This is a genomic window from Luteibacter sp. dw_328 (assembly GCF_018449605.1).
GTDB lineage: Bacteria > Pseudomonadota > Gammaproteobacteria > Xanthomonadales > Rhodanobacteraceae > Luteibacter.
In genome coordinates, this window is sequence record NZ_JAAVUW010000001.1 from 356,124 (window position 1) to 380,290 (window position 24,167).

Sequence of the window (24,167 nt, forward strand, 5' to 3'; positions counted from 1 at the left end):
CACGAGTTGCCCATGAACGCCAGGCCCTTCGCTACCTTAGCCATGACCGTGCTTGGTCTGTCGACCACCATGCCCTCGTCAGCCGCCGATGCTGACAACAAGGCGGTGCTTGCACCTGTCCAGGCGTTCTTCGACGGCATGGCGAAGTACGACAGCGCCGCCATACGCGCCACCGTGCAGCCGGAAGGCAGCGTCGCCTTGTTGCGTAAAGGCAAGGTGGTGCGCATGACCCTGGGCGAATTCGCCGATCACATGAAGCCCGCGAAGGATCGCATCGAGGAGCGCATCTACGATCCGCTCGTCAGGGTCGACGGTGATATTGCGTTCGTGTGGGCGCCGTACGATTTTCTGGTCAACGGCCAGGTGAAACATTGCGGAACGGATGCGGTGAACCTCATCCGTATCGACGGTCGCTGGCTGATCGCCGGTATTGCGGACAACAGCCGGGATACGTGTCCCGCCCGCTAGGGTAGGGTACTCAGGCGTCGCCGAAGGCCAGGTCGATCTCGTTGGAGATGGCCACCATGGCGGCGCCATACCCCGGTTGAGGCTCACTGCCGGGTGGTCCGAGCAGACGGCTGAGATGCGAAGCGGCGTCGGCGATACCGTCGTAGCCTTCAGGTGCGGCCAGGGATGCGATGCGACGCGCACGGAAGCGGCTTTCGTCAAGGTCGCCGGCCACCGCGGCCTCGTTCATGGCCACGGCGTCGAAGATGATGTCGCCCATGGTGAGGCTATCGGTTTCCTGGCGGCGCACGGCGTAAGTCCCTGATTCGACCCGGGGGAAGCATACAGCGGGCGGCACGGCGCGGGCGTCATCAAAATGTGAAACAGACCGCCCTTTGGCTAATTGCCGTAGATATTGCCCAGCGCGGCCATCTTGCCTTTGATTACGTCCATATCGGCGTTCACCAGGTCCGACGGGCTCAGGTCGTGACCGAAGAAGCGCTTGAGGATTTCCTTCGGGGGCGCATCGAAGCCGGACGCCATCATCGCCTCGTAGCGCTTCTGGAAATCGCGTGGATCGCTTGTCGCCATGGCAAACATCTTCGTTGCCAACAGCCCGGCATACAGGTAATTGGCGAGGTAAAGAGGATCCTGGTACATCAGCCGTTTGCCGATCCAGGCATGTTTCAGTTCCGGATCGATGCCGGGCCAGATCTCAAAGCGGCCGGTGGTAGCCAGCGTGAGCGCGTCCAGGTCGGCCGCCTTGCGGATCTTGCCGGCCATCACCCCGTCGTAGATGGCTTCCTCGAGTTGGGCTTCTTCGGCGGAGGTGAAGATTTCGAAGGTCATCTCGTCCAGCTGGGCTTGCAGGTAGTACGCCCGCGTGGGCGCATCGGGCGCATGTTTGTAGAGGTGCTCGTAGAACAGCATTTCGTTGAGAATGGCGATGGCCTCGTGCATCCAGCTGGGGCCGTGGTTGTAGAACGGCGAGACGCCGTGCGCATTCATCAACTCGCTGTGCAGCGCGTGGCCACCTTCGTGCGCGACGACACTGGCGCCTTTCAGGTCCGACTGCCACTGGCCGAGAAAAAGGCCCGGTGGTACGCCGGGAGCAGCGATCGAGAACGCGTCGTTGACACGACTGCCGCTGGCGTCGCCGAGGTCTGTACGGTGCGCCGCCGGATCCAGCAATGCCGTGAAACGCGCCACGTAATCGCGTCCCAGCGGCGCGAGCGCTGCCGGAACGATGCGACGAATCTGCGCATAGTCGAAGACCGGCGCCGTGAAGCCCGATGGCGGCAGCGTCATGTCCCAGCTGTGCACGTCGGCGATCTTTGCCACACGGCTGACTTGGCTGGCCCGCAGTCGCTGGTAATCCATGAGCACGGCGGCGCGCTGCTGCACAGCTTGTGCCGTCGCGTCGACGTCGGCGCGGTCGAACTGGCGACCGAAGTAAACGGCCTCGGGCGCATCGGCGAAGTGCTGCAGGTGCGCGGTCTTGTCGTTGAGACGCACGATGCCGATCAGCAGGGAGGCGTAGGTTTCTGCGTTGAGGGCGTTGGCCGCCTGTTTCTGCTGCCACGCCTGTTGCCTCACGGCGCGATCCGGATCGGTGCCGAGGCGCTCCGCGTCCTTGCCCGCGTCGAAGTCGCCCGCGCTCGTGTGCACCGTGCCGTAGACGGTCGCCCGGCGCGTCTTCTGATAGGCGTTGCGCAGCGCCGTACTACCCTGGTCCGAGACCTCGTCCATGATCGTCTGTTGCTCGGGCGGGAGCTCGTGCGGCAGGCCGCGAAGGGCGCGATCCAGCACATAGGCATAGTGCTTCAGCTCAGGCGTTTCCCGGGCCGCCTGGTCGAACCCGGGCTCACCCAAGGCACGCAACGTGTTGCGAACCGTCATGACGAGGTTGCCCTCGTCGGTCTGCACCGCGCTGAGCGCGTCCGCGGCCGCGTGATCGTCGATATCGAGGGCGGTGAGCAGGTGCAGGTACGCGATATGCCGCTGGCCGCGGGCCAGCAACGCCTCCGCGCGGCGCAGATACGCAAGCAGGTCGCCGGGCGAAGAAGCGGCCAGGACGGGCAGGGCCGTCATGTCGGCTTCGAGGGCGACCCGATCGGTCGCTTCACCGGCGGGGGACGCGAAGTACGCCGTCGGATCGATGTGATACGTGTCGGCGACCGCAAGGCCGGGGACGCAGAGGAGCAGGGTAACGAGCAGGCGAGGTGTGCGCATGGCCCAACGGTAGCAACCGCGACGGCAGGCTGCTTTACCGGGATTAACGTGCGTTGCCTGCGCTTAGCGGACGGCCTGCCGCCATGCCGTCGGCGTGGTGGCATGGACGGCACGGAACGAGCGCGAGAACTGCGTCGCGCCGGCGAAACCGCATTCCAGCGCGATATCCAGGAGAGGACGCCGTGTGGCGCGGAGCAACTCGGCAGCACGCTCCACCCGCAGGCGGCGCACGTAATCGCCGATGGTGCATTCGTGAACGGTGCGGAAGGTGCGGGCCAGGTGAACAGGGTGACGTCCGGCGATGCCCGCGAGCTGGTCGAGCGTCATCTCGCGCGTCGGGTCGTCGTGCAGGAAGTCGCGTACGCGTCGAAGCCACGCGGGCTCGTTGTGCGTTCGCTGGTCCAGCCCACGCGCGGCCAGCGCCAGCGCTTCCATCGTCAGCCCCTGGGCGGATAGCCCCGCAAAGGCGTCGCCGAGCGCAAGCTGTTCGACGATGCGCCGTCCCAGCCCGAGCAGCTCCCTGGAGCGGCGAAGCAGTGGGCGTCCGTCGAGCCGCGCCGACTGGCCGGCGAGCAGCTCGGTGGTTTCGGTGTCGGGGGAGAAAATGACCTTGCGCGCGCCGTCGCGGCCAAAGCGCTGGGCGTGTGTCGCATGGGCTGGGCAGAACAGAAGGTCGCCCGGTTCGTGTTCGTTGATTTGCCCGAGGATGCGCTCTTCGTAGCCGCCGGCGATGACGAGACAGAACCAGGCTTCGTCGTGGGCGTGAGCGGCCATGTCGCCATGGGGGACGTAGTCGGACACGTGCAGCTCGGTAATGCCGCTCATCCAGTGCTCCTTGCGTTGCTCAGTGCGGTACCAGCAGCCGGAAGAGCCCGGCGACACAGGCTACCGCGGCGACGCCTCCCAGATAAAGCGCCACGAACCAGGCCGCCTGGCGCAGGCGTGGATGCTTCGCCATCAGTGATAGCCCTCGTCGCCGTGCCGCACCTTTCCGCGAAAAACCCAGTACGCAAGGACGGTATACGAAAGGATGATCGGAATGACGATGGCGGCGCCGACCAGCGTGAACACCTGGCTGGAACGCGGCGCGGACGCTTCCCAGATGCTCAGCGAGGGCGGAATGATGTTGGGGAAGATGCTGATCAGCAGTCCGCTGTAGCCAAGGAACACGATGGCCAGGGTGAGCAGGAAGGGCGCCCGGTCCGCGCCGCGCCGCACGCTCGTCAGGATGCCGATGACGCAGGCGAGCACCAGGACGGGCACCGGCAGGAAGAAAAGCAGGTTGGGCATGGTCAGCCACCGGGCGGCCACACCGGGCTGGCCCAGCAGGGTCCAGATGCTGACGATGCCGACGGCAGCGGCCAGGCACAGTGTCAGCGGACGCATCAGCACCGCCATGCGACGTTGCAGCTCGCCCTCGGTCTTCATCAACAGCCAGCCACAACCCAGCGTGGCGTAGGTCAGTAGCAGGCCGATGCCGGTGAACAGGTTGAAGGGTGAGAACCAGTCGAAGGGACCGCCGACGAACTTGCCGTCGCGCACGTCGATACCCTGCAGCAGGCTGCCCAGGATCACACCCTGGGCGAACGTCGCCACGCCCGAGCCGGCGATGAAGGCGAGATCCCACAGGTGCTGCGTGCGCCGGGCCTTCGCCCTGATTTCGAAGGCCACGCCGCGGAAGATCAATCCGCACAGCATCGCGATGATCGGCAGGTAGGTGGCCGGAAGAAGCACCGAGTAGGCCACGGGAAACACCGCGTAGAGGCAGGCACCCCCCAGCACCATCCAGGTTTCGTTGCCGTCCCACACCGGGGCGACGGTGTTGAGCATGACTTCGCGCTCGCCTTCGCGATCGAAGAACGGAAAGATCAGGCCGATGCCAAGGTCGAACCCATCTAGCATGACGTAGAGGAACACGCCGAAGCCGATGATGGCCGCCCAGATCACGGGCAAGTCGATATGCATGGCGTGGTTACTCGTCGATGGGATCGGTGGGGCGGGAAAGCGGACGATGGTCGAAGCGATCGCGTCCCCGGCCGGTGTCGCCCGAAGAGCCTTCGGCTTCGTCGCGCGGGAGGTCGGGACCCTTCGCCATCAGCTTGAGCATGTAGTAAATGCCCGTGCCGAAGACCAGGAAGTACACCATGATGAAAATCATCAGCGAGGTGCCGACCTGGTCCACCGTCAAGGAGGTCGATACCGCGTCGCGGGTGCGCATCACGCCGTAGACCACCCAGGGCTGGCGACCGGCTTCGGTCGTGATCCAGCCTGCGAGTAGCGCGATCAATCCGCTCGGACCCATGAGCAGGACGAAGCGCTGGAACCAGCGCGCTTCGTAGAGTTGCGCGTTACGTCGCAGCAGCAGGCCAAGCAGGGCGAGCAACAGCATCAGCAGGCCCATGCCGACCATGATGCGGAAGCTCCAGAAAACGATGGTCGAGTTGGGCCGGTCTTCGCGCGGGAACGACTTCAGCCCCTGGATCTCGCCGTTCCAGCTATGCGTGAGGATCAGGCTGCCCAGGTGGGGCACCTTGATGGCGAAGTGCGTCGTCTCGTTCTCCATGTCGGGCCAGCCGACCAGGTTGAGCGAGGTGCCGCCGTGTTCGGTTTCCCAAAGGCCTTCGATGGCGGCGATCTTTGCGGGCTGGTGTTCGCGCGTGTTGAGGCCGTGCGCGTCCCCGGCGGCGATCTGGATCGGCACGACGACAAGGATCATCCACAGCGCCATGGAGAACGACTTGCGGATGCCCGCATCGCGCCGGCCACGCAACAGGTGCCACGCCGCGCAGGCGCCGACGAGCATCGCGGCCACGATGAAGGCGGCCAGTGCCATGTGCACGAGGCGGTACGGGAACGAGGGGTTGAAGACGATTTTCAGCCAGTCGACCGGTACGATCCGGCCGCCGATCACCTCATAACCCTGTGGCGTCTGCATCCAGCTGTTGGACGACAGGATCCAGAAGGTGGAGATGAGCGTGCCGGTAGCCACCATGAGCGTGGCGAAGAAATGGGCCTTCGGGCCGACCCGGGTCCAGCCGAACAGCATGATGCCGAGGAAGCCGGCTTCGAGAAAGAATGCCGTCATCACCTCGAAGGCGAGCAGGGGGCCGGTGACCGAACCGGCGAACGCGGAAAAGCCGGACCAGTTGGTACCGAATTCGTAGCTCATCACCACGCCCGAGACCACGCCCATGCCGAAGCCCACGGCGAAGATCTTCGACCAGAAGAAAAACAGCTCCTTGTAGACCACCTTGCCGGTCTTCAGCCACAGCCCCTCCAGCACCGCGAGGAAGCTGGCCAGGCCGATGCTGATCGCCGGGAACATGATGTGGAAGGACACGGTGAAGGCGAACTGCCACCGGGCAAGAAGAAGCGCCGTGTCGGATACGTTCACGCGAATGTCCGTGCATGGGGGGCTGGCCGCCAGTATCCCAAGCCGCATGCCCCCATGGATTGTGCAAATCAGGCACGCCAGCGCGGCTTATCGTCACGCCGATTCGGCAGCCTCACTAAAGCTTGAGGTTGCGGAGCCGATGATCCTGCGACCTTGCACAAGGAAACACCGTGAAGCCTCGCCTCCTGCCGCTCGTCTGCTGCCTTGTCCTTGTTGTCGCAGGCTGCCGTGGAGACGACCTCCACCTCTCGGGTAAATCCGCGGACGGCGCCGATATCGTCGTCGATGGCCAGCGCGGCACGGTGAGCTGGCGCTGGGGCCCCAAAGCCTATTCGCAGCCTTTTACGCTGGAAAAAAAGGATGTCTCGCACGCACCGAGTGGCTGGGACGGCAGCATGGACCTGAAACTGAGCGGCGGCCGCCGTCTTTCCCTTAAAGGCGAGCACGGCACCTTCATCTGCGAGCACGGCTGCGACGACCTGCACCTCCCCCTGCTATGGACCGTCGCGGACAAATAGCCCGCCCACGGCCCGTAGCGCCGCCCCTTGTGGGAGCCGATTCATCGGCGATCCCGCGCAGCGGGCATAATCGGCCAAACCGCGGAGCCGTTTGACGATGGACAATCCCACCCCGGCGCGAGTCCTGACTCGCGGCACCCTTTATGCGATGGCGCTGGCGGCCGGCCTGGCCGTCGCCAACATCTATTACAACCAACCCATGCTCGGCATCATGGGGCGCGACCTTCACGACGGCGGCGTGGAGCGCTGGATTCCGATGCTTACCCAGCTCGGCTATGCAGCGGGTCTGCTCTTCCTGGTGCCACTAGGCGATGCGCTGGAACGCCGTCAGCTCATCGTCGGGCAGTTCGCGGTGTTGGCCATCGCACTGGTCGGGGCCGCGCTTGCGCCCGGGCTGACAACACTCGCGATTGCCTCTGTACTGATCGGTGCTATGGCGACCGCTGCGCAGCAAATCGTTCCCTTCGCGACTCTTCTTGCTGAGCCATCCAAAAGGGGTGCGGCGGTCGGTACCGTGATGAGCGGTTTGCTGACGGGCATTCTGCTCAGTCGCACGATTGCCGGTTTCGTCTCCAGTGCCGCAGGATGGCGGGCCATGTTCTGGCTCGGCGTGCCCATTGCACTGATGGGCGCCGTGCTGATGCGCCTGCGCCTGCCCGAACACCATCCAGCGCGGCGCGTCAGTTACGGCGAACTGATGTCCTCGCTGGTCGGTCTTTGGCGACGCGAGCCCTTGCTGCGTCGTGCGTCGTTGACCCAGGCCGTGATCTTCGCCTCATTTTCCGCGTTCTGGACGGTGCTGGCGCTCCGCCTGGAACAGCCGCCACTGAATCTGGGCGCGGCGTCGGCGGGCCTGTTCGGCGTGGTCGGCGCCGTCGGCGTGGCGATGGCACCGCTGGCCGGACGCGTCGCGGATCGACGCGGACCCTGGCTGGTGATCGCCGCTGGTGCGCTGTCGACCGTCGTTGCCTGGGCCGTCTTCGCGCTGTGGCCATCGTTGGCGGGGCTCATCGTTGGCGTCATCTTGCTCGACTTCGGCGTGCAGATCGCCTTGGTGTCGCACCAGCACCTGGTCTACGGGCTGCACCCGGAATTCAAGAGTCGGCTCAACACCCTGTTCATGACGACCATGTTCCTCGGCGGCGCGGCGGGTTCGTTCGTTGCTGCCGAAACCTGGCGGCATGCCGGCTGGCTGGGCGTGTGCATCCTGGGCGGCGGGCTTGCTGGCATCGCGCTGGTTTCGCGCTTGTTGCATCGCGTGCCAGCGGCGCACTGACGCTCCACACAGGTGCACCGTCGATTTATCTCCTTTACTCTGCAGGAAAACGTCTATGCGCCTTCGCGCCTTGTTTCTTGGTTGCGCCCTGGTTATCACCGCGCCGGACTGCGCCTTCGCCGCGACAACGCCCGATTTCTCCGTGGGGCCGCAGTACGACACCACGCATGTTTACGTCGCGCCGCAGGATGTCGATGCCTTCGTACGCAGCTTCGCCGCCACGTTCGAAGGGCAATCGACGAAGCAAGGCATCGCCACCGTGACGCCGACGCCGTCGAGCACGTCGACTCAGCTGGTGCAGAGTCCTTCCGGCGCCGTGTCCGTGTTCGGCTTCCGGACGCCCGTGCCGTATCCCTTCGGACTCGAGCGCACGGGTTATCTGGTCACTGACCTCGACGCGGCGATCAAGGCAGCCGAACAGGCCGGCGCCGCCACGGTCGTGACCGCCTTCGACGATCCGATCGGTCGTGATGCCGTGATCAGCTGGCCCGGCGGAGTGAACATGCAGCTCTACTGGCATACGAAGAAGCCGAGCTACGAGGCGTTGCGTCATGTGCCGGAGAATCGTATCTACCTGCCGGCGGCCAGCGCGGCGACGTTCGTGAAGGCATTCACGCAGTTTGCGCATGGCAAGGTCGTGTCCGATGACGCGAAGGCACCGGCGACGGAACTTGGCGGCACGTCGGGCACGTACCGGCGCATCCGCCTCGAGTCCGGCTACGGCAAGGCGACGGTCCTGGTGACGGATGGCCATCTCGCGTGGCCGTATGGCACGGAGGTCACCGGATACGAGGTTGACGACCTCGACGCCGCGCTGGCCCGCGCGACGCAATCCGGCGCAAAGATCGTCGTGCCCGCGCACGACGAAAGCGACCGGCATGCAGCGATGCTGCAGTTTCCCGGCGGCTACGTCGCCGAGATCCACGCCGCCCGGTAAAACTGTGGGAGCCGCTTCAGCGGCGATAGGGTGCTCGCAATAGCCTCCATCGCCGATGAAGCGGCTCCCACAAAGATCAGAGCGCTGCGACGCGGTTCGATCAGAAGTCGAACGTCGCCGAGACCAGGAACGTGCGCGGCGTGCCCTGGGTGAGGTAACCACCCGTGGCCGAGGCCCAGTAGCCCTTGTTCGTGAGGTTCTGCAGTGTAAGGCGGAACGTCACCGGCACGCCTTCCAGCGTGCTGGAAGCGCGGGCGCCCACGTCGAACGTGGTCCACGCCGGGATGTTCAGCGTGTTGGTCACGTTGACGTACTGCTTGCCCGTACGAACCGCGCGAGCGCTTAGGGTGATGTCCGGCGTGTTCGGAATATCCCACTCTGCGCCGAGGTTAGCCTGGAAGCGCGGCACGCCGATGGCGTCGTTGCCGTTGTCCAGGCCACCCTGGGTCTTGGTCAGCTCGGGCTGGATGTAGTTGGCGCCGCCGAGCACGCGAACGCCCTGGGTGGGCTCGCCGAAGAAGCTCCACTCGGCGCCGCGGTTACGCTGCTCGCCGGCGATCGTATAGGTGTTCGTGGTCGCGTCTACATAGCCGCTGGGCTGCTTGATCTGGTACAGGCCGAACGTACTGCCGAAGGTGCCTGCATCCCACTTCACACCGACTTCGTTCTGCTTTGACTTATACGGGGCGAAGACCTGGCCAGCATTGGTCACCGGCGCGCCGTTGAACAGGGTCGGCGCGGTGTCGCCCTGCGTCAGCGCTTCGATGTGGTTGGCGTAGACCGAGAACTGTTCGTTGATGCGGTAGTTGATACCGAAGATCGGGCTGTTGGTGTACCGCGAGTATTCCGAGGTCCTGGCACCATTCACGCCGTCGACCGCATAGGCGTAGCCGAGCGAAAGAAGCTTCTGCCGACGTGCGCCCACGGTGACCTGCAGCTTGTCGTCCATGAAGCCGAGCGTGTCGGAGAACGCAAGGCTGCGCAGCTGCGTGCGGCCCGTGTAGCCCGGGTCGCTGATCGGGCCGACGTTGTAGATGTAGTCAGGGCGGGCGACCTGCACGGGATTGTAGATGTTCGTGTTGAACGTCGACGAGCCCGCGTAGGCGGCCTTCTTATTAGTATCCAGCGCCGAGAAACCGAGCGTGATGCGATGGCTTACCTCACCGGTATCGAAGTGGGCATTGAAGCCGGCCTCACCGGTGCCGGTATTCGCAATGTACGGCACGGTGAAACGCGACTCCGTCGCATCACCTGCCGCGTTGCTGACAGTCGGGCTGACGTAGTCACCGAACTCGTTGCCGTGATGCGCGCCGACGGCTGCATAGGCGGTCAACCAGTCGCTGATGTCGTATTCGGCGCGTACGACACCGAAGGTGTCCTCCAGCGACGAGCCCGACCAGGACTGCGTGTAGTTCTTGGTGGCGCTGGGTGCCTTCGGCACCACGTTGCCGACGAAGACGACCGAGCGGCCGCCGTTGATCGTCTGCTTCTGGTAGCCGAGGTCGGTCGTGATGCGAAGGCGCTCGCCGGTGTAGTCGAAGCCGATCGCGATGGCGTTGACGCGGCGGTTCTCACCGTCGACCGCGGTGCTGCCGTCACGGGAGACGGCGTTCACGCGGATGCCGAACTCGTTGTTGGCGCCGAAACGGCGGCCGATGTCCACGGTGCCACCGATCTGGCCGTCGCTACCGTAGTCCAGGCCGATGCGGGTGATCGGGTCGACCGTGGCGCGTTTAGGCGCAATGTTGATGCTGCCGCCGACACCCGACCCGCCCGGCGAAATGCCGTTGAGGAAGGCGCTGGCACCCTTGAACACTTCTACGCGGCTGACCAGTTCCGGGGCCAGAAGCTGGCGCGGCAGCAGGCCGTAGAGGCCGTCGAAGCCGATGTCGTCGGAATTGAGCTGGAACCCGCGAATCACGAACGTCTGCGAGTAGTTGCCATAACCGAAGCCCGTGCGCACGGCCGGGTCGTTCGCGACCACGTCGCCCAGGGTATGGGCCTGCTGGTCGCGGATGAGCTTGTCCGTGTAGCTCGTCATGGCAAACGGCACGTTCATCATGTCCTGGTTGCCCAGCACACCGAAGCGGCCACCCTGGGCCACCTGACCACCGGCGTAAGCCGCCGTGGGAGCGGCAACGTCAGCCTTCACCTGGATGCCGGACAGCGTCGTCGTATTGTCCTGCGGCTTGCGCTGGGTGTCGTCGGCATCGTCGGCGGCGTGGGCCGCACCGGCGACGAGGAGGGTACCGAGCACAGCAGCGCGGATCGAAAGAGTGAGGCGGCGACGAGCCGGGAGCGCGGTATGCATGGTGGTCCTGGGCATGGAAGCCTCGATCAAAGGCGAATAGAAATGAGAATCGCTCGTATTATGATCGAGATTGTCACGGACGCCTAGGGGTCATGCCTGCTGCAGGTCCAGACGGGCCAGGCCCGTCTGGACCTTCGTTTTACGGCATCAGGACTTTGTCGACGACGTGGATGACGCCGTTGGACTGCATGACATCGCCGATGGTGACGTGGGCGACGCCACCCTTGGCGTCGGTTACGTCGAGCGTCTTGCCGGTCTGGCTGACAGTGAGGGGCTCGCCTTCGACCGTGGTCAGGCTGGCCTTGCCATTGCCCTTGCTCACGAGAGTCATGAGGTCGGAAGCGGTGTAGCGGCCGGATACCACGTGGTAGGTGAGGATCTTGGTCAGCGTCGCCTTGTTCTCGGGCTTGACCAGGGTGTCGACGGTGCCCGCCGGAAGCGCGTTGAACGCTTCATTGGTGGGGGCGAAGACGGTGAACGGGCCCGGGCCGGAGAGGGTGTCGACCAGGCCAGCGGCTTTTACGGCGGCAACGAGGGTGGTGTGATCCTTCGAGTTGACGGCGTTCTGGATGATGTTCTTGCTTGGGTACATCGCGGCGCCACCGACCATGACGGACTTCTGCATGGCCATGCCGTCGTCGGCAAAGGCGAGGTCCGCCACGCCGAACGCGGCGGTCAGGGCAAGAGCGATGTGCAGCGTGCGGGAGAGCGTGCGGCTTTTCATGGCGAATCCTCGGTCCCCGTGATTGGGGTACCAAGTGATACGCAGCCTTGCCGCGTCCGGATGCAACGGACGCGGCAAGCGCTCACTCCGGATCGTCACACGGTGACGACAATACGCCCGGTGTGTTCGTTCTTTTCCAGCGTGCGATGCGCCTCGACGATGTCGTCGAAGGCAAAGGTCTGCGCGATGCGCGGCTTCAGTTTGCCGCTTGCAAGGCCTTCGCTGATGAACTTCACGGCGCGCGCCTGGCGCTCCGGATCCGTCGTCGTGCCGAACAGGTTATAGCCACGAATCACCGGCTCGTTCGGAATGACGTCGAGCAATGGCAGCGGCGTGACTTCATCGCTCAAGGCGCCGTAGACGAACACGGTTGCGCCATGGGCCAACGCAGCGAGCAGTGTCGGAAACTGGGAGCCACCGACCGCTTCGAAGGCGAACGTCGCGCCTTTCCCGCCGGTGAGGCGTTTCACCTCGGCGACAAGATCCTGCTCCCCCGTGGCGATGACGTGTTTCGCGCCCGCAGCGAGGAGCGCCTCACGCTTCGCACTCGTGCGGGTGAGGGCGATCGGTGTCGCGCCGAGCATGTTGATCATCTCGATCGCGCCCAGGCCCACACTGCTCGAGGCGGACGAGACGAGGACCACGTCGTCTTTCGTGAGCGGGTGGCGTTCGGCAAACGCACCGTACGGTGTGATGTACGGATTCCAGATGGCCGTGGCTTCTTCGAAGGAAAGCCCGGCGGGAATCGCGACCACCGCATGCGCCGGCGCGAGGACGACTTCACCATAGAGACCGTAGTCGTTCTGCGAGAACGAAGGGATGGTCGTGACGGCGTCGCCCGGTTTGACGTGGGAGACCTCGGCGCCGACCGCGTCGACGATACCGGCGACCTCATACCCCAGTCGCGCAGGCAGGCGGACTTCCTCGACATAGCTGCCTTTGCGCCACATGGACTCGGCGCGATTCAGGCCGATGGCACGCACGGTGATGCGAACTTCGCGCGGCCCCGGGGCGGCGACCTCTACCTCGCGGAACTGGAGCACTTCGGGTGCGCCATAGCTTTCGAACATGACGATGCGTGACATGGAGAAACCTCGGACAGAAGGGATGTACCCAAACATGTGTCCGGGGCTTGCATAGAGAAGTTGCGGCGATGTCCGAACACTTCGGACATGGGCGGCGTGGGTGACCCCCCGTAAAGCGATGTGCCCCTGGGTCCCGTTGCGGGATCCAGGGGCACGGGTGCCAGCCATGAGGGTTGGCCGGGTTTTCGATCAGCGACCGAGATCGCTCAGGAAGCGCTTCGTGTACTGCAGCGCCGTCGTGCTGGGGACGGAATTGCAGGTCGGCGAGGCGGACCCGCCGGCACACGGCGTGTCCCGGTCAAGCGACCAGAAGTGCACGCCCGCGAGCTTGTTGGTCGACGCGTAGGCCGTGATCTTGTCGACATTGGCAAGGCTGACCACTTCGCTTGAGGCATCGTTTACGCCGATCATCGGCGTGATCTCGATCTTGCTCAGGGGAATGCCGTAGGTGTGCTGCAGGTTGGTCACCGCCTGGATGGCGGACTGGCCCATGTCGCAGCTGCCATTGGCGACGACGCAGATGCCCGAGCTCGCACCGGAGCCATAGTCCATCGCCATCAGGTTGATGGTGTAGTTCACCAGTGCGGAGGCCTTGACCGCGCGGACCACCATGTCGCCTGTCGTGTTGACGCCGCCGAAGCTACCGTCCGACGCGGCGAGCGTGGCCAGCGTGAACGAGAAGCGCAGGTTGGGATACTGGCCTTGCGCGGCGACGGCACCGGCGATCAACGCGTTGATCTGCGCGGGTGTCTGTCCGGCCTCGATATCGAAATCGACGCCGACCATGTGTGGGCTCATGTAGGTCGAAATGAACTTGGCCATGCCCGCGTTGCTGCCGCAGGTAAAGGAACCCGCCTGGCCGCCGGTGGACACGACATAGTTGATGCCGGCACTGTTCAGGCGGCTGATATTAGCGCCGGCGAACGATGCGGCGGGTAGGCCGCCCCAGTTCTCGCTACCGCATTCGCCGGTGGCGAAGGCGAGGGTAATCGCACCAAGGTTAGGCACCTGCGTGGAGACGAGGCTGCCGCTGCCGACGACCGGAATGCGTGTCCCGGTGACCAGCGTCGACATGATGTTGGTGTTCCAGTCGAGGTTGATCGTGATGTCCTTGTACGGACTGAACAACAGATCGCCTGCGGCCGGCGGCGGATTGGTCGGCGGCGGCGGATCGACAGGCGGGGGTGTGGTGCCGCCGCCCGTACATGAGCCTTGCGAGGTCCAGGGCTGTCCTGAGCCACTCGCGCCACTGTGGGTCGCGGGGTCGTCGCCCTGGGTCCACCAGTTGGCGCTGTAGTTCACCCCGTTTTCGCTAGCCGTGCTGCCGCCCGTATAGACCGAGCCGGCATTCCACGGCGCCGCGCACGCGCCGGCGGCATGGGCCGTCTGCATCGGCACGACGGAAGAAAGGGCGAGGGCAATCGCTACCCCCAACGTACCGGAGCAGCCACCGAGCAACGCATGGGATCGCTTGCTTGTCGTCTTCGTGAACATCGAACGCCTCCTGCCTGGGTTGGTGGCGTCTGATGTAGTCCTCGATGACAACGTTGTCTATTTGGAATGTGACGAAATGTGACATGCGACGTGAAGAGCGTTTTAACACCCCATGCGGCGGTGCAATGGCGTCAGGGCGCCGTTTGCGCCTGTTGCGCCGAACGCGCATCAAAGCGGTTTGATGCGTCGCGGCAGCTGCCTGAAAATGTCTTGTCTCGTCGCGCTGTCCGTAATGACAACGAAAGCCACCTTTTCGGCAGGGCAGGTAGGCGCGAAGCACCGGATATGTCACCGTGCGACGGATCCCGGCACCCGATCCGGCACAGGAGCAGTGACGCATGCCGTCTCGTTTAAACATGACCGTCGCCGGTCTCATTGCAAGCATCGCCCTATCCGTGGCGTCGGCCGCCGACGCGCCGGCCCGCCCGGCCCCCGCCGATCCCCAGTTCGAGGCGGCGAAGAACTTCGTTTCGTTCTATACGTTCAATCGCCTGGCCTACAAACAGGTGTGCGACAAGCAAGCGGTCGACGTCCGCGTCTTCGTGAGCACCTTTGTCGACGAAAACGCGGGAGCCTATGCCAAAGCCCTGGCGGTCCTGCAGGCACACGGTCTGTCTGAGGCGAAGGTGTTGGCGAAACTGCAGCCGACGATCGCTTCCTCGGAACCGGATGTGCGTCAGGCGCTGTCGGACAGCGCGGCGAGGGAGAACGCCGGCACCACGCCCCTGGACGGCTGCCGTTTCCTGGCCATCCATGGAGAGAAGCTCGCTGGCGACCTCGATCTTGCCAAGTCGCACCCGGAAGTCATCCAGGCGCTCAACGGTCCGGCCAAGCCCTGAGCCATGGCTGCAGGGCTCGCGCTCAAGCGCTCAGGCTTCGGGATTCGCCGCGAGCCATGCCGTGACATACGCCTCGAGTGAAAGGCGCGTCGGCACCTTCAGTGCCGCCTCGCGGACGAAGGTGGTCGATGCCATGAGGAACGACTGCTTGGCGTGGTTGGAGGCCTGACGCACCCGCGCCTGGCTCTGCCGCACCTGCACGAGATGGGGCGAAGGCTGGCCGGGCTTTGCGAACTTCTGGTAGCGGCGCAGCTCATCAGCCACCGTCGCGGTGTCCGTGGCGGCCTGCTTCATGGCCTGGGCGGCCTTACGTACGTCGATCAAGGCCGTGGTGGCGGCGGGGGAAAGGTTGGTCATCCGGCGATCTTAGGGCATCGCGGCCGCGATCAGCCGATCTTTCGTCGTGCCTTGAGCTCATGGGCGATGCGTTCGAGCAGCGGATCCAGCGAAAGCGGGGCCTTCAGCGTGCGCAACGTCGCGCGCAACGCGCGCAGATCCTGCTTGGCGCCGAGGGCATCAGAGAGTTTCGTCATGGCCTGCACCGCCGCCTTGTCCTTCGGGCCGCGCTTATGGGCGGATTTACCGTTGGCTTTCAACACCTTGCGCCAGAATTCCAGCTGCATGCGCAGGCGCCGTGCACGCCGCCGCCAGCGGTGCAGGTTGGCGACCGAGCCGTCCTTGCGTACCCGCTTTTCGGCACGAGCCACCCGTTGCTCCGAGCGTGCGATGGCTTGTTCGATCGCGCGACGCGTGACCGTCTTCCAGGGCAGGACTTCGATAGCGTCACCGAGGTCGCGAACCTGGTGGCGCCGCTTGAGAAAGCGCGGATCCTTGGTCAGCGCCGCGGCAAGCCGCCCGTCCCGGCGATTTTCCAGGGCGTGGATAGCCTGCTGCCATTCGGCGGAGGGTCCCGGGCCCGCCAGGGTCTGCGCTGTATGTACCGCTACATGGGCATCGCGAAGCGGGGACAGTCCGGTAGCCAGTTTGCCGATCCGCTCATTGAGGGTTGGCAGTTGATTCGCGAAAGGTTCCGCCCCGAGCGCAAGTAGGCTCTTGAGTCGCCGTAGGGATTTTCGGGCCTCGTGGATGCCGCGATGGCGGTCCTTCACGTCGGCCAGGGCGCGAGCGGCGCCGCGACATTCCCGTCCTGCCAGAGCGGCGAGGGCGGCTTGGATGCTGGGCGCGGGGGTCTGTGGCATCGGGATTAAATACCACGAGATGCCGCGGCAAGCTCGTGTTGTGTGCCAGGTGGCGGTCCATTACCATGCCGCACGTTTTGCGCGGCGCTTGCTCGGACCAGCGCAGGCGACACAAGAAAATCTACAGGGATGCGAGGAAATGAAAGGCCATGGAACCGGCATGCGAATTGAAGGCTGGGACATTCGGAACTGGCTGATAGCAGGGGTAGGGGTGTTATGGCTATCGGCGATGGTCTACGCCTTGTTCAACCCCGCCGCAGCTGATGGAAGCGTCTTCTTTCACCACTTGTCCAAAATGAAAATAGAGTCGATCGAAGTGACATCGCTAGACGGTGGAATCGCTCAGGGGAGCACCGTGGAGATCGTCGATAAGAACGACCTAGACAAATTTATCGACGCTTGGCGTGGCATGGATACCTTTTTTCCGAACCATCCAAAAATTACATCGTCAGACCGGGTCACATTTCACACCTCTAAAGGTAGGTACTCAGGGGTACTCCAAAGAACGAGCAATCAGGGTGTCATGTTTATCTTCGACGACAGTCCCACAGGCTGGCCCGTCAGTCGTTCTTATCAACTTGTCGGTACGCCGGAACACATGGATGCTGTGCTGCGAAGCCTGACCAGCTCGCGCATCAGGACGAAGCGCCCCACGTCTCCTCCCTATCTTTGAGTATCGCGACGACACGTGCGCGCTGCTCTAAGGGCGAAAGCGTCGTCGGCGTCGTGATGGATTGTTCGAGCGGGAGTATCTCGCGGTGCTCTTCCTAGCGAGCCTGCCGCGATGTATGACACCAGAGCTCCGACAAGCGGGCGTAGAACGCAAGGAGATATTCGTTGGAGATTTCGGCCGCTCAAGACAGAGCAATTGGCGACTTCGTCGCGCAAAGCGCTGAATCGAATTGAAAGAAGGAACTTAATGTCAATGACGGCTAACTACGCAGGCGCTCTCATACCATCGGTAGGATCGCTGCTGATTCCGTATCTTTTACTTGTACTGGTCTTGTACGTTGTCCCTCCGTACTTGGCGCGATGCCTCTGTCGATTCGAATATAAGCAGATCTTCGCTGGCGGGATTGCGGTGTTCTATGTGGTCTTCTGGGCTTTGTGCAAGGCGCACAAGCAACTGCCGGGTGCGATATACGCTTTCTACACCTATGCCCGATCGCCGTTCGTTGTGTTGCTCGCGGTCGCATGTAGCGGGTTCCTGGTTTTCACCGTATGGGTGTTTTCATCCCGCACGACATCGCGCAGGGAAGCTGTTCGCACTGGAAGCGCCATTGAGAGCGCTGCAGAAGCTATATCGTCAGATTGTGGCGTGACAGCTAGCGAAGAACCCAGAGCGCATTGAAACCTTTCGCTCGCACGTGATGGGCTTCATCGCGGCGGAGCATCGATCACTTTCCCAGCAGATGTAGTCTCGGATGATTTCAACAATGATCAAGAAAAAAGTGCACCTCTCCCTGGCGTTGATCAGCATGGCCTTGTCTGGTCATGTCTCTTCCGCCGATGCATCCGGGGATCCAATTGTCGCCGCTCCAGGCCGCGAGGTATGCCAGGTGCGACCGGTCACGATTTCCGATAAGCAGGTGGACGCCAAACTCTGCGTCACCAGCGGAAACTTCAGCCACGACAAGTACAGCGTAAGAATCGGCTGGTCCAGGGTCGTCGAAGGCATCGACGATGAGACGACCTGGGGCATCGCAGGCACGTACAAGGGCAACGCTGTCAGTCTGACCTGCGTTCCACAGGTTAAGCAGCCGGGCACGGACCAGGGCGCCGCGGTGGACGCCATGGCGAAATCCCTGCAGGAGCACGGCGGCGATAAGCCGGAGCAGGCCCACGATCTTGCCATCCACATGCTCAGCGTCGAAACCGGCCGACTGTGCACCTTCCGCCAGGGCGACCAGGCATTGATGGCCATTCAGGTCGATTTTCACTAACTGACACAAGACGGTCACACCCCCTTGTTACCTCTGGTCTGTCTTAACCGGAGGCGCACCATGAACAGTACGGTTTTGAGCGAGCCGACCGCCGGCTCCCCGCTTACCCGCTACCTGAGCCTGGGGGTGTTCGCCGCCGTCCTGCTCGCCGCGGCGATCTACGTCGGTTCGCAACTGGGTCACGACCTCCACGTCGCGCCCACCAGTCCTGCTTTCGAATACGTCCTGCTCGGCATCGCTCTGCTAATCGCGCTGGGCTTCGAGTTCGTCAACGGATTTCACGACACCGCTAACGCGGTGGCGACGGTGATCTACACACGCTCGCTGCCTGCGACCTTCGCGGTGGTCTGGTCGGGCGGCTGGAACTTCGTTGGCGTCATGATCTCCAGCGGCGCGGTGGCTTACGCGGTGCTGCAGTTGCTGCCTATCGCACTCGTGCTCAACGTGGGCTCATCCGTCGGCTTCGCCATGGTGTTCGCCTTGTTGCTGGCAGCCATCATCTGGAATCTCGGCACCTGGTATCTCGGCCTTCCCTCATCGAGTTCGCATACGTTGATCGGTTCGATCATCGGCGTGGGTCTCATGAATCAGCTGATGAATTCAGGTAACGCGAATGCGGCCGTCGACTGGAGCCAGGCGCTGAGCGTTGGCAAGGCGCTGTTGTTTTCACCATTGATCGGCTTCGGTCTGGCCTTTGCGTTGCTGATGCTCCTCAAGCGCTTCGTCAAAGCGCCCGAACTCTACGCGGAACGGCATGGCGACCAGCCGCCACCGTTCTGGATTCGCAGCCTGCTGATCCTCACCTGCACGGGCGTGTCGTTCGCGCATGGCTCGAACGACGGGCAGAAGGGCATGGGCCTGATCATGTTGATCCTGATCGGCACGGTGCCCAGCGCGTACGCCTTGAACAAGGCGGTGACGCCCGGGGAAACGCAGACCTTCGTTTCGGTGGCGCACCACGCCAGCGAAACGCTGTCCAAGTACGCCACCGGTGCGCCGGCTGTCGCCTCGCCGCGCGACGAGATCGAGCACTACATCCAGACCAAGCAGGCCACGCCGTCGACCTTCGCTGCGCTGGTTGCCCTCACCGATCGCATCGGCGACCAGGTGGCGCAGCGTCCGACGCTCGCCGACGTGCCGCAGGGCGAGATCAACAACGTGCGTAACAGCATGTATCTCAGCTCAGAAGCGCTGCGTTTGATGGAGAAGAGCAAGCAACCGCAGTTCGCGCCCGAGGACCAGGCGGTGCTCGGCAACTACCATGGCCTGCTCGATAAATCGACGAAGTTCATCCCGACGTGGGTCAAGGTCGCCGTGGCGATCGCGCTGGGTCTGGGCACCATGGTCGGCTGGCGACGGATAGTGCGCACCGTCGGCGAGCGTATCGGCAAGGAGCATCTCACCTATGCGCAGGGTGCTTCGGCTGAGTTGGTGGCCATGATTACGATCGGTGCGGCGGATCGTTTTGGCTTGCCGGTCAGTACCACCCACGTGCTGTCGTCGGGTGTCGCCGGTTCCATGGTGGCTAATGGGTCGGGGCTGCAGTGGGGCACGGTGCGCAGCATGCTGATGGCCTGGGTGCTGACCCTACCGGTTTCCATCGCGCTGGCGGCCGGGTTGTTCTGGATGTTGGTCAAGGTGTTTTAGTGGGGGAGAGCATCGCCGATGAATCGGCTCCTACAAAAGACCTGCGCAGGTCGTCTGTTACAAAAGACCTGCGCAGGTCTTTTGCATTTGTAGGAGCCGATTCATCGGCGATCTCTAAGCGACGGCGTCAGCCGAGCCGTCGCCAACAAGCGCAACCAGGTCGTTCTTCACCGTAAGGCAGTACGCATCCAGCGGCAGATCGTTCGGCAGGATGTCGAACGGGTCCTCGATCTGGTCGCCCAGGGCGTCCAACCCGAAGAACGTATAGGCGAGCACGCCCACAAGCAGCGGCGTGAACCAGCCAACCAGCCCGACCAGGCAGAACGGCAGCAGGAAGCAATAGATGTGCACCGTTCGGTGCAGAAGCAACAGGTAAGCGTAGGGCAGGGGTGTGCCCTGGATGCGCTCGCAGCCACCCAGCACGTGCGACAGCCCACCCAGCTCCTTGTCGATGGACGCCAGCAGGATCGGGCTGGTGTCCTGGGCCCGTGCGGCGGTCGCAAAGGCAACGCCCATGTGAGCGAGCAGCGCGCTCGGCCGGTTGGGCGAGGCCATGACGGCGGCAAGCATCTGGGGTGGCAGCCATGGCGTCAGGTCGGCCGTGGGATCCTTGGCGCGCAGGTGATGTCTCATCGCATAGGCAAACGCGATCAGTGAATGCACGAGTTCGCGCCGTGTGGCCTGGCTTGCATCCGGCAGGAAGGCCAGCGTCTGCCGTGCCGCGTTGCGGCTGGCGACGATCAGCTCACCCCAAAGCGTGCGAGCGTCCCACCAGCGCTGATAGGCCACCGTGTTGCGAAAGCCGAGGAAGATCGCCAGCGTCAGGCCCATCAGGGTGAGCGGCGCCGCGTTCAGGCCGACCTTCAGCGTGAACAGATGAAAATCCGCCCAGACGACGGCGACCGACAGAAGCACGGTGTACAGCACGCGCCGCCAGATGACCGGGATGATCGACCCGTTGAGGGTGAACAGGATGGAACGGACGCTCGGGGTGCGAGAGTGGACGGTCATCGAGCGGCGGCTTATTCGGCGTCCGGCGAGGGTTTGGTCCGGGGTTTGCGCGGCTTGGGCTCCGCACTCGCGATCAGCGACTGCAGGTAGGCGATGCCTTCTTCCGGCGGGAACCAGGCCACCACGTCGGCCACGCTGAGGCCGTAACTCACGCGCAACGCGTTGAACGCGGCGCGGGCTTCGGCGAGCGGATCGACCTTGGGTGGACGGCCACGGCGGGGCTTTTCGACAGGTTTGGCGGGGAGGGGCGGCTCGACCCGGGTTTCGACCGGCGTTGGCACGGGCGTTGCGGCTACCGGCGGCTTGTTCCCGGCATTCTGGCGGTCGAGCGCGGCAAGTTCGTCCTGGAACTGCTTGAAGTCATATTTACCGGACGAATTCATGGCACTGCTTCGGTCGAAAGTGGCTCCATTGTCGCACGGCGGCCTGGTCGATTCGCGCCGGACAGGGCCCGCAATCGCGATCAAGTGCGTTATCTGACACGGCGCTAGGATGACTCCTACTTCGACAAGGACAGCCACGATGGCGGCCGCGCAGAAAGCTCTCTGGTACATCGAAAGCCATTTCGGCGCCGGGCTGGCCCTGGGCGATGTCGCCGCGGCGGCGGGTGTTTCGCCCTTCCACCTGACGCGTGTCTTCCAGGCGGCGACCGGTTGGCCCGTCGTGCGCTACCTGCGGGCGCGCCGCCTTTCCGAGGCCGCCCGTGAGCTGGCGGCGGGTGCCCCCGACATTCTCGACGTGGCCCTTTCGGCGGGCTACGGCTCGCACGAGGCGTTTACCCGGGCGTTCCGCGAACAGTTCGGGGCCACGCCGGAAGAGGTCCGCCAGCGTGGTTCGCTCGAAGGATTGTCGGTTGTCGAGGCGATGCGGGTGATGCAGGAGCCCGTGCCCGAGGCGCAGGTTCCTCGGGTGGAAGAGGCCGGCCCGCTGTTGATCGCCGGGCTGGGCGCGCGGTACCTCGCATCGAACTCCGCTGGCATCCCTTCTCAGTGGCAACGCCTGGAGCAGGACGCCCGTGCGCGCTCGAAACGACCGTATTCCTATGGGGTGTGCTTTAACCAGGACGACGAAGGCAACTTCGATTACCTGTGCGGTTACGAAGTCCAGAACTTCTCCGCGGTGCCCACCGACTTCACGCGGCTTCGCCTTGCACGGCGTCCTTACGCGGTCGTCAGGCACAACGGGCACATCGGCTCGATACCGCTGACGTGGCGCGCCTTCCTCGAGACCTGGCTTCCCGCCTCGGGACTTGTGGCAGCCGACGCACCGGATTTCGAACGTTACGATGCCGCTTTCGACCCCCTGACTGGCATGGGTGGCGTCGAAATCTGGGTGCCACTGGCGTCCTGAGGCCTCCCATCCGTCACCAAGAGAGGGGATCCACCATGCATGACATTACCCGCGCCTGCCTGGCGCTGGCGCTTACCTCGGTCCTCGGCGTAGCGTCGGCGACGACCGTCGGCGAGACGCATCGCTCCACGACCACACCGACCGCTGCCATGCGCGATGCGTCGCATTCCGACGCGCTGGCTATTACGGTCTGGTATCCCGCCATTGACGGGGCGAAAGAAGAGCCGTTGGATATGGGCTCGCCCGGTCATCCGCTATTCCTCGCCGGTCGTGCCGCGCAGGAAGCGCCGTTCGCGCCGGGCCGTCACCCGGTGGTGTTGCTATCGCACGGCTTCGGCGGAACGGCGCGCATGATGAGCTGGTTCGGTACGGAGCTGGCGCGCGACGGGTATGTCGTGGTCGGGGTGAATCATCCGGGCAACAACGGCATGGGACCGATGACCGCGGCGGGTGCGGCGATGTGGTGGGAGCGCGCCGAGGACCTCAAGGCAGCGTTCGCGGCGGTTCGCAAGGATAAGGACATCGCGGCCCATATCGATCCGGCGCGCCTGGGTGTGGCGGGTTTTTCGGCAGGCGGATTCACGGCGTTCCTGCTGGCGGGTGCGCGCACCGATATTCCCCACCTGAGGGCGTTCTGCGACAGCCATCCGGACGACGGCGTGTGCAAGCCGCAGAAGGAAGCGCCGGAGATCAGCGGACCCGCGCTCTTCCATAAGGCGTACGACGATCCCGCGATCAAGGCGCAGATCGCGCGCGCGGCGGACGATCATTCGATTCCGGAAGTGAAGGCCGTCTTTACCCTCGCGCCGGCGCTGGTGCAGGCGATCGCGCCCGATAGTTTTGCGCAGATACACGTGCCCACGGCGATCGTTGTCGGCCTGGATGACAAAGTGGCCGAAGCCGCCACGAACGCGAATATCGCAGTGAAGGCGATTCCGGGCGCGACGATCACGCGGTTGCCCGGGGTGGGGCACTACGACTTCCTGAGCACCTGCACGGAGGCGGCGAAGGCGAGTGTTCCGATCTGCGCGGATGTGAAGGTGTCGCAGGGTGTGACTCATGGGGAAGCGCTGGCCAAAGCGAAAGCACTTTTCGACGCGACGCTCTAATCATGGCCGTCGCGCTTCTGTGTAGGAGCCGATTCATCGGCGATTGGGTGCTCGCGACACCCTTGCCCGCTGCCGCGGGATCGCCGATGAGTCGGCTCCTACAGAAATAGCGCGTGGTTTATTCAGGAAGGAACGCTGGCTTCCGACCCGCTGGAGATGTCGTCGGCGTTGTTGCGCTTGAAGACATCCTTGGCCACGTCGCGCTGCTGGCTGCTTTCGGTGTGTACCGAAATCAGGATGCTGCCTTCGCGTACCTTGGCGTCGTAACGCTTGGCTTCGAATTCGGGAATGCCCATGCCGACGAGCGCGCCGATGATCCCGCCCGTCGCCGTGCCGACTGCCGCGCCGCCAAGCGCGGCCATGATCGGTCCGGCAGCGATGAACGGACCGACGCCGGGGATCGCCAGCGCACCAATGCCGGCCAACCAGCCCAGGCCGGCACCCAGGCCGAGGCCGACGACACCCCCGGTGGTCGCACCTTCGGGCGCCTTGGTGTGATGTTCGTGGGCGAAGTCACGCGTGCCGCGACGGTCGGGAAGGAGCGCCGAGATGTCGTCGCTGGTGAAGCCGGCCTGCTTGAGTTCGAGGACGATGTGCTCGGCCTGTTCGACGGTGCGGGTCGTGCAGTAGACAGATGCTTTCATGATGGTC

Annotated in this window: 25 protein-coding genes; 10 read left to right on the forward strand and 15 right to left on the reverse strand. The window is 64.0% G+C overall.

What is annotated here, in order from left to right; genetic code table 11:
• Positions 1 to 12 precede the first annotated feature (12 nt).
• Positions 13 to 468: a nuclear transport factor 2 family protein gene (locus HB634_RS01580; RefSeq protein ID WP_213947258.1), complete on the forward strand. Its 456-nt coding sequence runs from the start codon at positions 13 to 15 to the stop codon at positions 466 to 468.
• A 10-nt stretch (positions 469 to 478) separates the two neighbouring features.
• Here HB634_RS01580 and HB634_RS01585 read toward each other — a convergent pair whose 3' ends face one another.
• From HB634_RS01585 to HB634_RS01610, 6 genes are all read right to left on the reverse strand, one after another.
• On the reverse strand, positions 479 to 757 hold the full coding sequence (locus tag HB634_RS01585) for a hypothetical protein (RefSeq protein WP_063573355.1): 279 nt from the start codon (positions 755 to 757) through the stop codon (positions 479 to 481).
• 89 nt (positions 758 to 846) lie between these two features.
• Complete coding sequence (locus HB634_RS01590; RefSeq protein ID WP_213947260.1) at positions 847 to 2,679, reverse strand: M3 family metallopeptidase; 1,833 nt, start codon at positions 2,677 to 2,679, stop codon at positions 847 to 849.
• A gap of 63 nt (positions 2,680 to 2,742) precedes the next feature.
• The gene (locus HB634_RS01595) at positions 2,743 to 3,504 is read right to left on the reverse strand and encodes an AraC family transcriptional regulator (RefSeq protein WP_063573353.1); all 762 of its coding nucleotides are present in this window, start codon (positions 3,502 to 3,504) and stop codon (positions 2,743 to 2,745) included.
• A gap of 19 nt (positions 3,505 to 3,523) precedes the next feature.
• Positions 3,524 to 3,637, reverse strand: coding sequence for a DUF2474 family protein (locus HB634_RS01600; RefSeq protein ID WP_213947262.1), 114 nt, complete (start codon positions 3,635 to 3,637; stop codon positions 3,524 to 3,526).
• Positions 3,637 to 4,644: a cytochrome d ubiquinol oxidase subunit II gene (gene cydB, locus HB634_RS01605; protein WP_213947263.1), complete on the reverse strand. Its 1,008-nt coding sequence runs from the start codon at positions 4,642 to 4,644 to the stop codon at positions 3,637 to 3,639. The genes HB634_RS01600 and cydB overlap by 1 nt, the downstream gene beginning before the upstream one ends.
• Before the next feature lie 7 nt (positions 4,645 to 4,651).
• Positions 4,652 to 6,073 (reverse strand): cytochrome ubiquinol oxidase subunit I, encoded by a 1,422-nt coding sequence (locus HB634_RS01610; RefSeq protein ID WP_063572531.1) that lies wholly within the window; start codon positions 6,071 to 6,073, stop codon positions 4,652 to 4,654.
• 170 nt (positions 6,074 to 6,243) lie between these two features.
• Here HB634_RS01610 and HB634_RS01615 point away from each other — a divergent pair, with 170 nt between their 5' ends.
• The 3 genes from HB634_RS01615 to HB634_RS01625 all read left to right on the forward strand — a co-directional run bounded on the left by HB634_RS01615 (position 6,244) and on the right by HB634_RS01625 (position 8,804).
• Positions 6,244 to 6,591 carry a hypothetical protein gene (locus HB634_RS01615; protein ID WP_063572530.1) on the forward strand — a complete coding sequence of 116 codons (348 nt, stop codon included), beginning with the start codon at positions 6,244 to 6,246 and terminating at the stop codon, positions 6,589 to 6,591.
• Positions 6,592 to 6,688: 97 nt separating this feature from the next.
• On the forward strand, positions 6,689 to 7,867 hold the full coding sequence (locus HB634_RS01620; RefSeq protein ID WP_213947266.1) for an MFS transporter: 1,179 nt from the start codon (positions 6,689 to 6,691) through the stop codon (positions 7,865 to 7,867).
• Between the two features lie 55 nt (positions 7,868 to 7,922).
• A complete protein-coding gene (locus tag HB634_RS01625) occupies positions 7,923 to 8,804 on the forward strand; it encodes a glyoxalase (protein ID WP_213947267.1) in 882 nt (293 codons plus the stop codon).
• A 100-nt stretch (positions 8,805 to 8,904) separates the two neighbouring features.
• Here HB634_RS01625 and HB634_RS01630 read toward each other — a convergent pair whose 3' ends face one another.
• The 4 genes from HB634_RS01630 to HB634_RS01645 all read right to left on the reverse strand — a co-directional run bounded on the left by HB634_RS01630 (position 8,905) and on the right by HB634_RS01645 (position 14,418).
• Positions 8,905 to 11,130 (reverse strand): TonB-dependent siderophore receptor, encoded by a 2,226-nt coding sequence (locus HB634_RS01630; RefSeq protein WP_213947268.1) that lies wholly within the window; start codon positions 11,128 to 11,130, stop codon positions 8,905 to 8,907.
• A 124-nt stretch (positions 11,131 to 11,254) separates the two neighbouring features.
• Positions 11,255 to 11,839 carry a fasciclin domain-containing protein gene (locus tag HB634_RS01635; protein WP_063571648.1) on the reverse strand — a complete coding sequence of 195 codons (585 nt, stop codon included), beginning with the start codon at positions 11,837 to 11,839 and terminating at the stop codon, positions 11,255 to 11,257.
• A 95-nt stretch (positions 11,840 to 11,934) separates the two neighbouring features.
• Entirely contained in the window at positions 11,935 to 12,924 is a 990-nt protein-coding gene (locus HB634_RS01640) for a zinc-dependent alcohol dehydrogenase family protein (RefSeq protein ID WP_213947269.1), read from the reverse strand.
• Positions 12,925 to 13,113: 189 nt separating this feature from the next.
• Entirely contained in the window at positions 13,114 to 14,418 is a 1,305-nt protein-coding gene (locus HB634_RS01645; protein ID WP_213947270.1) for a carbohydrate-binding protein, read from the reverse strand.
• Between the two features lie 338 nt (positions 14,419 to 14,756).
• Here HB634_RS01645 and HB634_RS01650 point away from each other — a divergent pair, with 338 nt between their 5' ends.
• The gene (locus HB634_RS01650) at positions 14,757 to 15,257 is read left to right on the forward strand and encodes a hypothetical protein (RefSeq protein WP_213947271.1); all 501 of its coding nucleotides are present in this window, start codon (positions 14,757 to 14,759) and stop codon (positions 15,255 to 15,257) included.
• A 30-nt stretch (positions 15,258 to 15,287) separates the two neighbouring features.
• Here the strand turns inward: HB634_RS01650 and HB634_RS01655 are convergent, their stop codons facing one another.
• Positions 15,288 to 15,614, reverse strand: a complete 327-nt coding sequence (locus tag HB634_RS01655) for a hypothetical protein (RefSeq protein ID WP_213947272.1) — start codon at positions 15,612 to 15,614, stop codon at positions 15,288 to 15,290.
• Between the two features lie 29 nt (positions 15,615 to 15,643).
• Complete coding sequence (locus HB634_RS01660) at positions 15,644 to 16,456, reverse strand: CHAD domain-containing protein (protein WP_213947273.1); 813 nt, start codon at positions 16,454 to 16,456, stop codon at positions 15,644 to 15,646.
• Positions 16,457 to 16,595: 139 nt separating this feature from the next.
• On the opposite strand from HB634_RS01660, the gene HB634_RS01665 reads away from it, so the two are divergent.
• The 3 genes from HB634_RS01665 to HB634_RS01675 all read left to right on the forward strand — a co-directional run bounded on the left by HB634_RS01665 (position 16,596) and on the right by HB634_RS01675 (position 20,046).
• Positions 16,596 to 17,129, forward strand: a complete 534-nt coding sequence (locus HB634_RS01665) for a hypothetical protein (RefSeq protein ID WP_213947274.1) — start codon at positions 16,596 to 16,598, stop codon at positions 17,127 to 17,129.
• 763 nt (positions 17,130 to 17,892) lie between these two features.
• Positions 17,893 to 18,399, forward strand: coding sequence for a hypothetical protein (locus HB634_RS01670; RefSeq protein WP_213947275.1), 507 nt, complete (start codon positions 17,893 to 17,895; stop codon positions 18,397 to 18,399).
• A gap of 60 nt (positions 18,400 to 18,459) precedes the next feature.
• Positions 18,460 to 20,046 (forward strand): inorganic phosphate transporter, encoded by a 1,587-nt coding sequence (locus HB634_RS01675; protein WP_213947276.1) that lies wholly within the window; start codon positions 18,460 to 18,462, stop codon positions 20,044 to 20,046.
• A gap of 114 nt (positions 20,047 to 20,160) precedes the next feature.
• Here the strand turns inward: HB634_RS01675 and HB634_RS01680 are convergent, their stop codons facing one another.
• Entirely contained in the window at positions 20,161 to 21,057 is an 897-nt protein-coding gene (locus HB634_RS01680; RefSeq protein WP_213947277.1) for a bestrophin family protein, read from the reverse strand.
• 11 nt (positions 21,058 to 21,068) lie between these two features.
• Complete coding sequence (locus tag HB634_RS01685) at positions 21,069 to 21,440, reverse strand: 2-hydroxyacyl-CoA dehydratase (RefSeq protein ID WP_213947278.1); 372 nt, start codon at positions 21,438 to 21,440, stop codon at positions 21,069 to 21,071.
• Positions 21,441 to 21,579: 139 nt separating this feature from the next.
• Here HB634_RS01685 and HB634_RS01690 point away from each other — a divergent pair, with 139 nt between their 5' ends.
• Positions 21,580 to 22,407, forward strand: coding sequence for an AraC family transcriptional regulator (locus HB634_RS01690; protein WP_213947279.1), 828 nt, complete (start codon positions 21,580 to 21,582; stop codon positions 22,405 to 22,407).
• 35 nt (positions 22,408 to 22,442) lie between these two features.
• Positions 22,443 to 23,516: a dienelactone hydrolase family protein gene (locus HB634_RS01695; RefSeq protein WP_255548311.1), complete on the forward strand. Its 1,074-nt coding sequence runs from the start codon at positions 22,443 to 22,445 to the stop codon at positions 23,514 to 23,516.
• Positions 23,517 to 23,638: 122 nt separating this feature from the next.
• Here HB634_RS01695 and HB634_RS01700 read toward each other — a convergent pair whose 3' ends face one another.
• A complete protein-coding gene (locus HB634_RS01700; RefSeq protein ID WP_063573314.1) occupies positions 23,639 to 24,160 on the reverse strand; it encodes a hypothetical protein in 522 nt (173 codons plus the stop codon).
• Between the last annotated feature and the right edge of the window lie 7 nt (positions 24,161 to 24,167).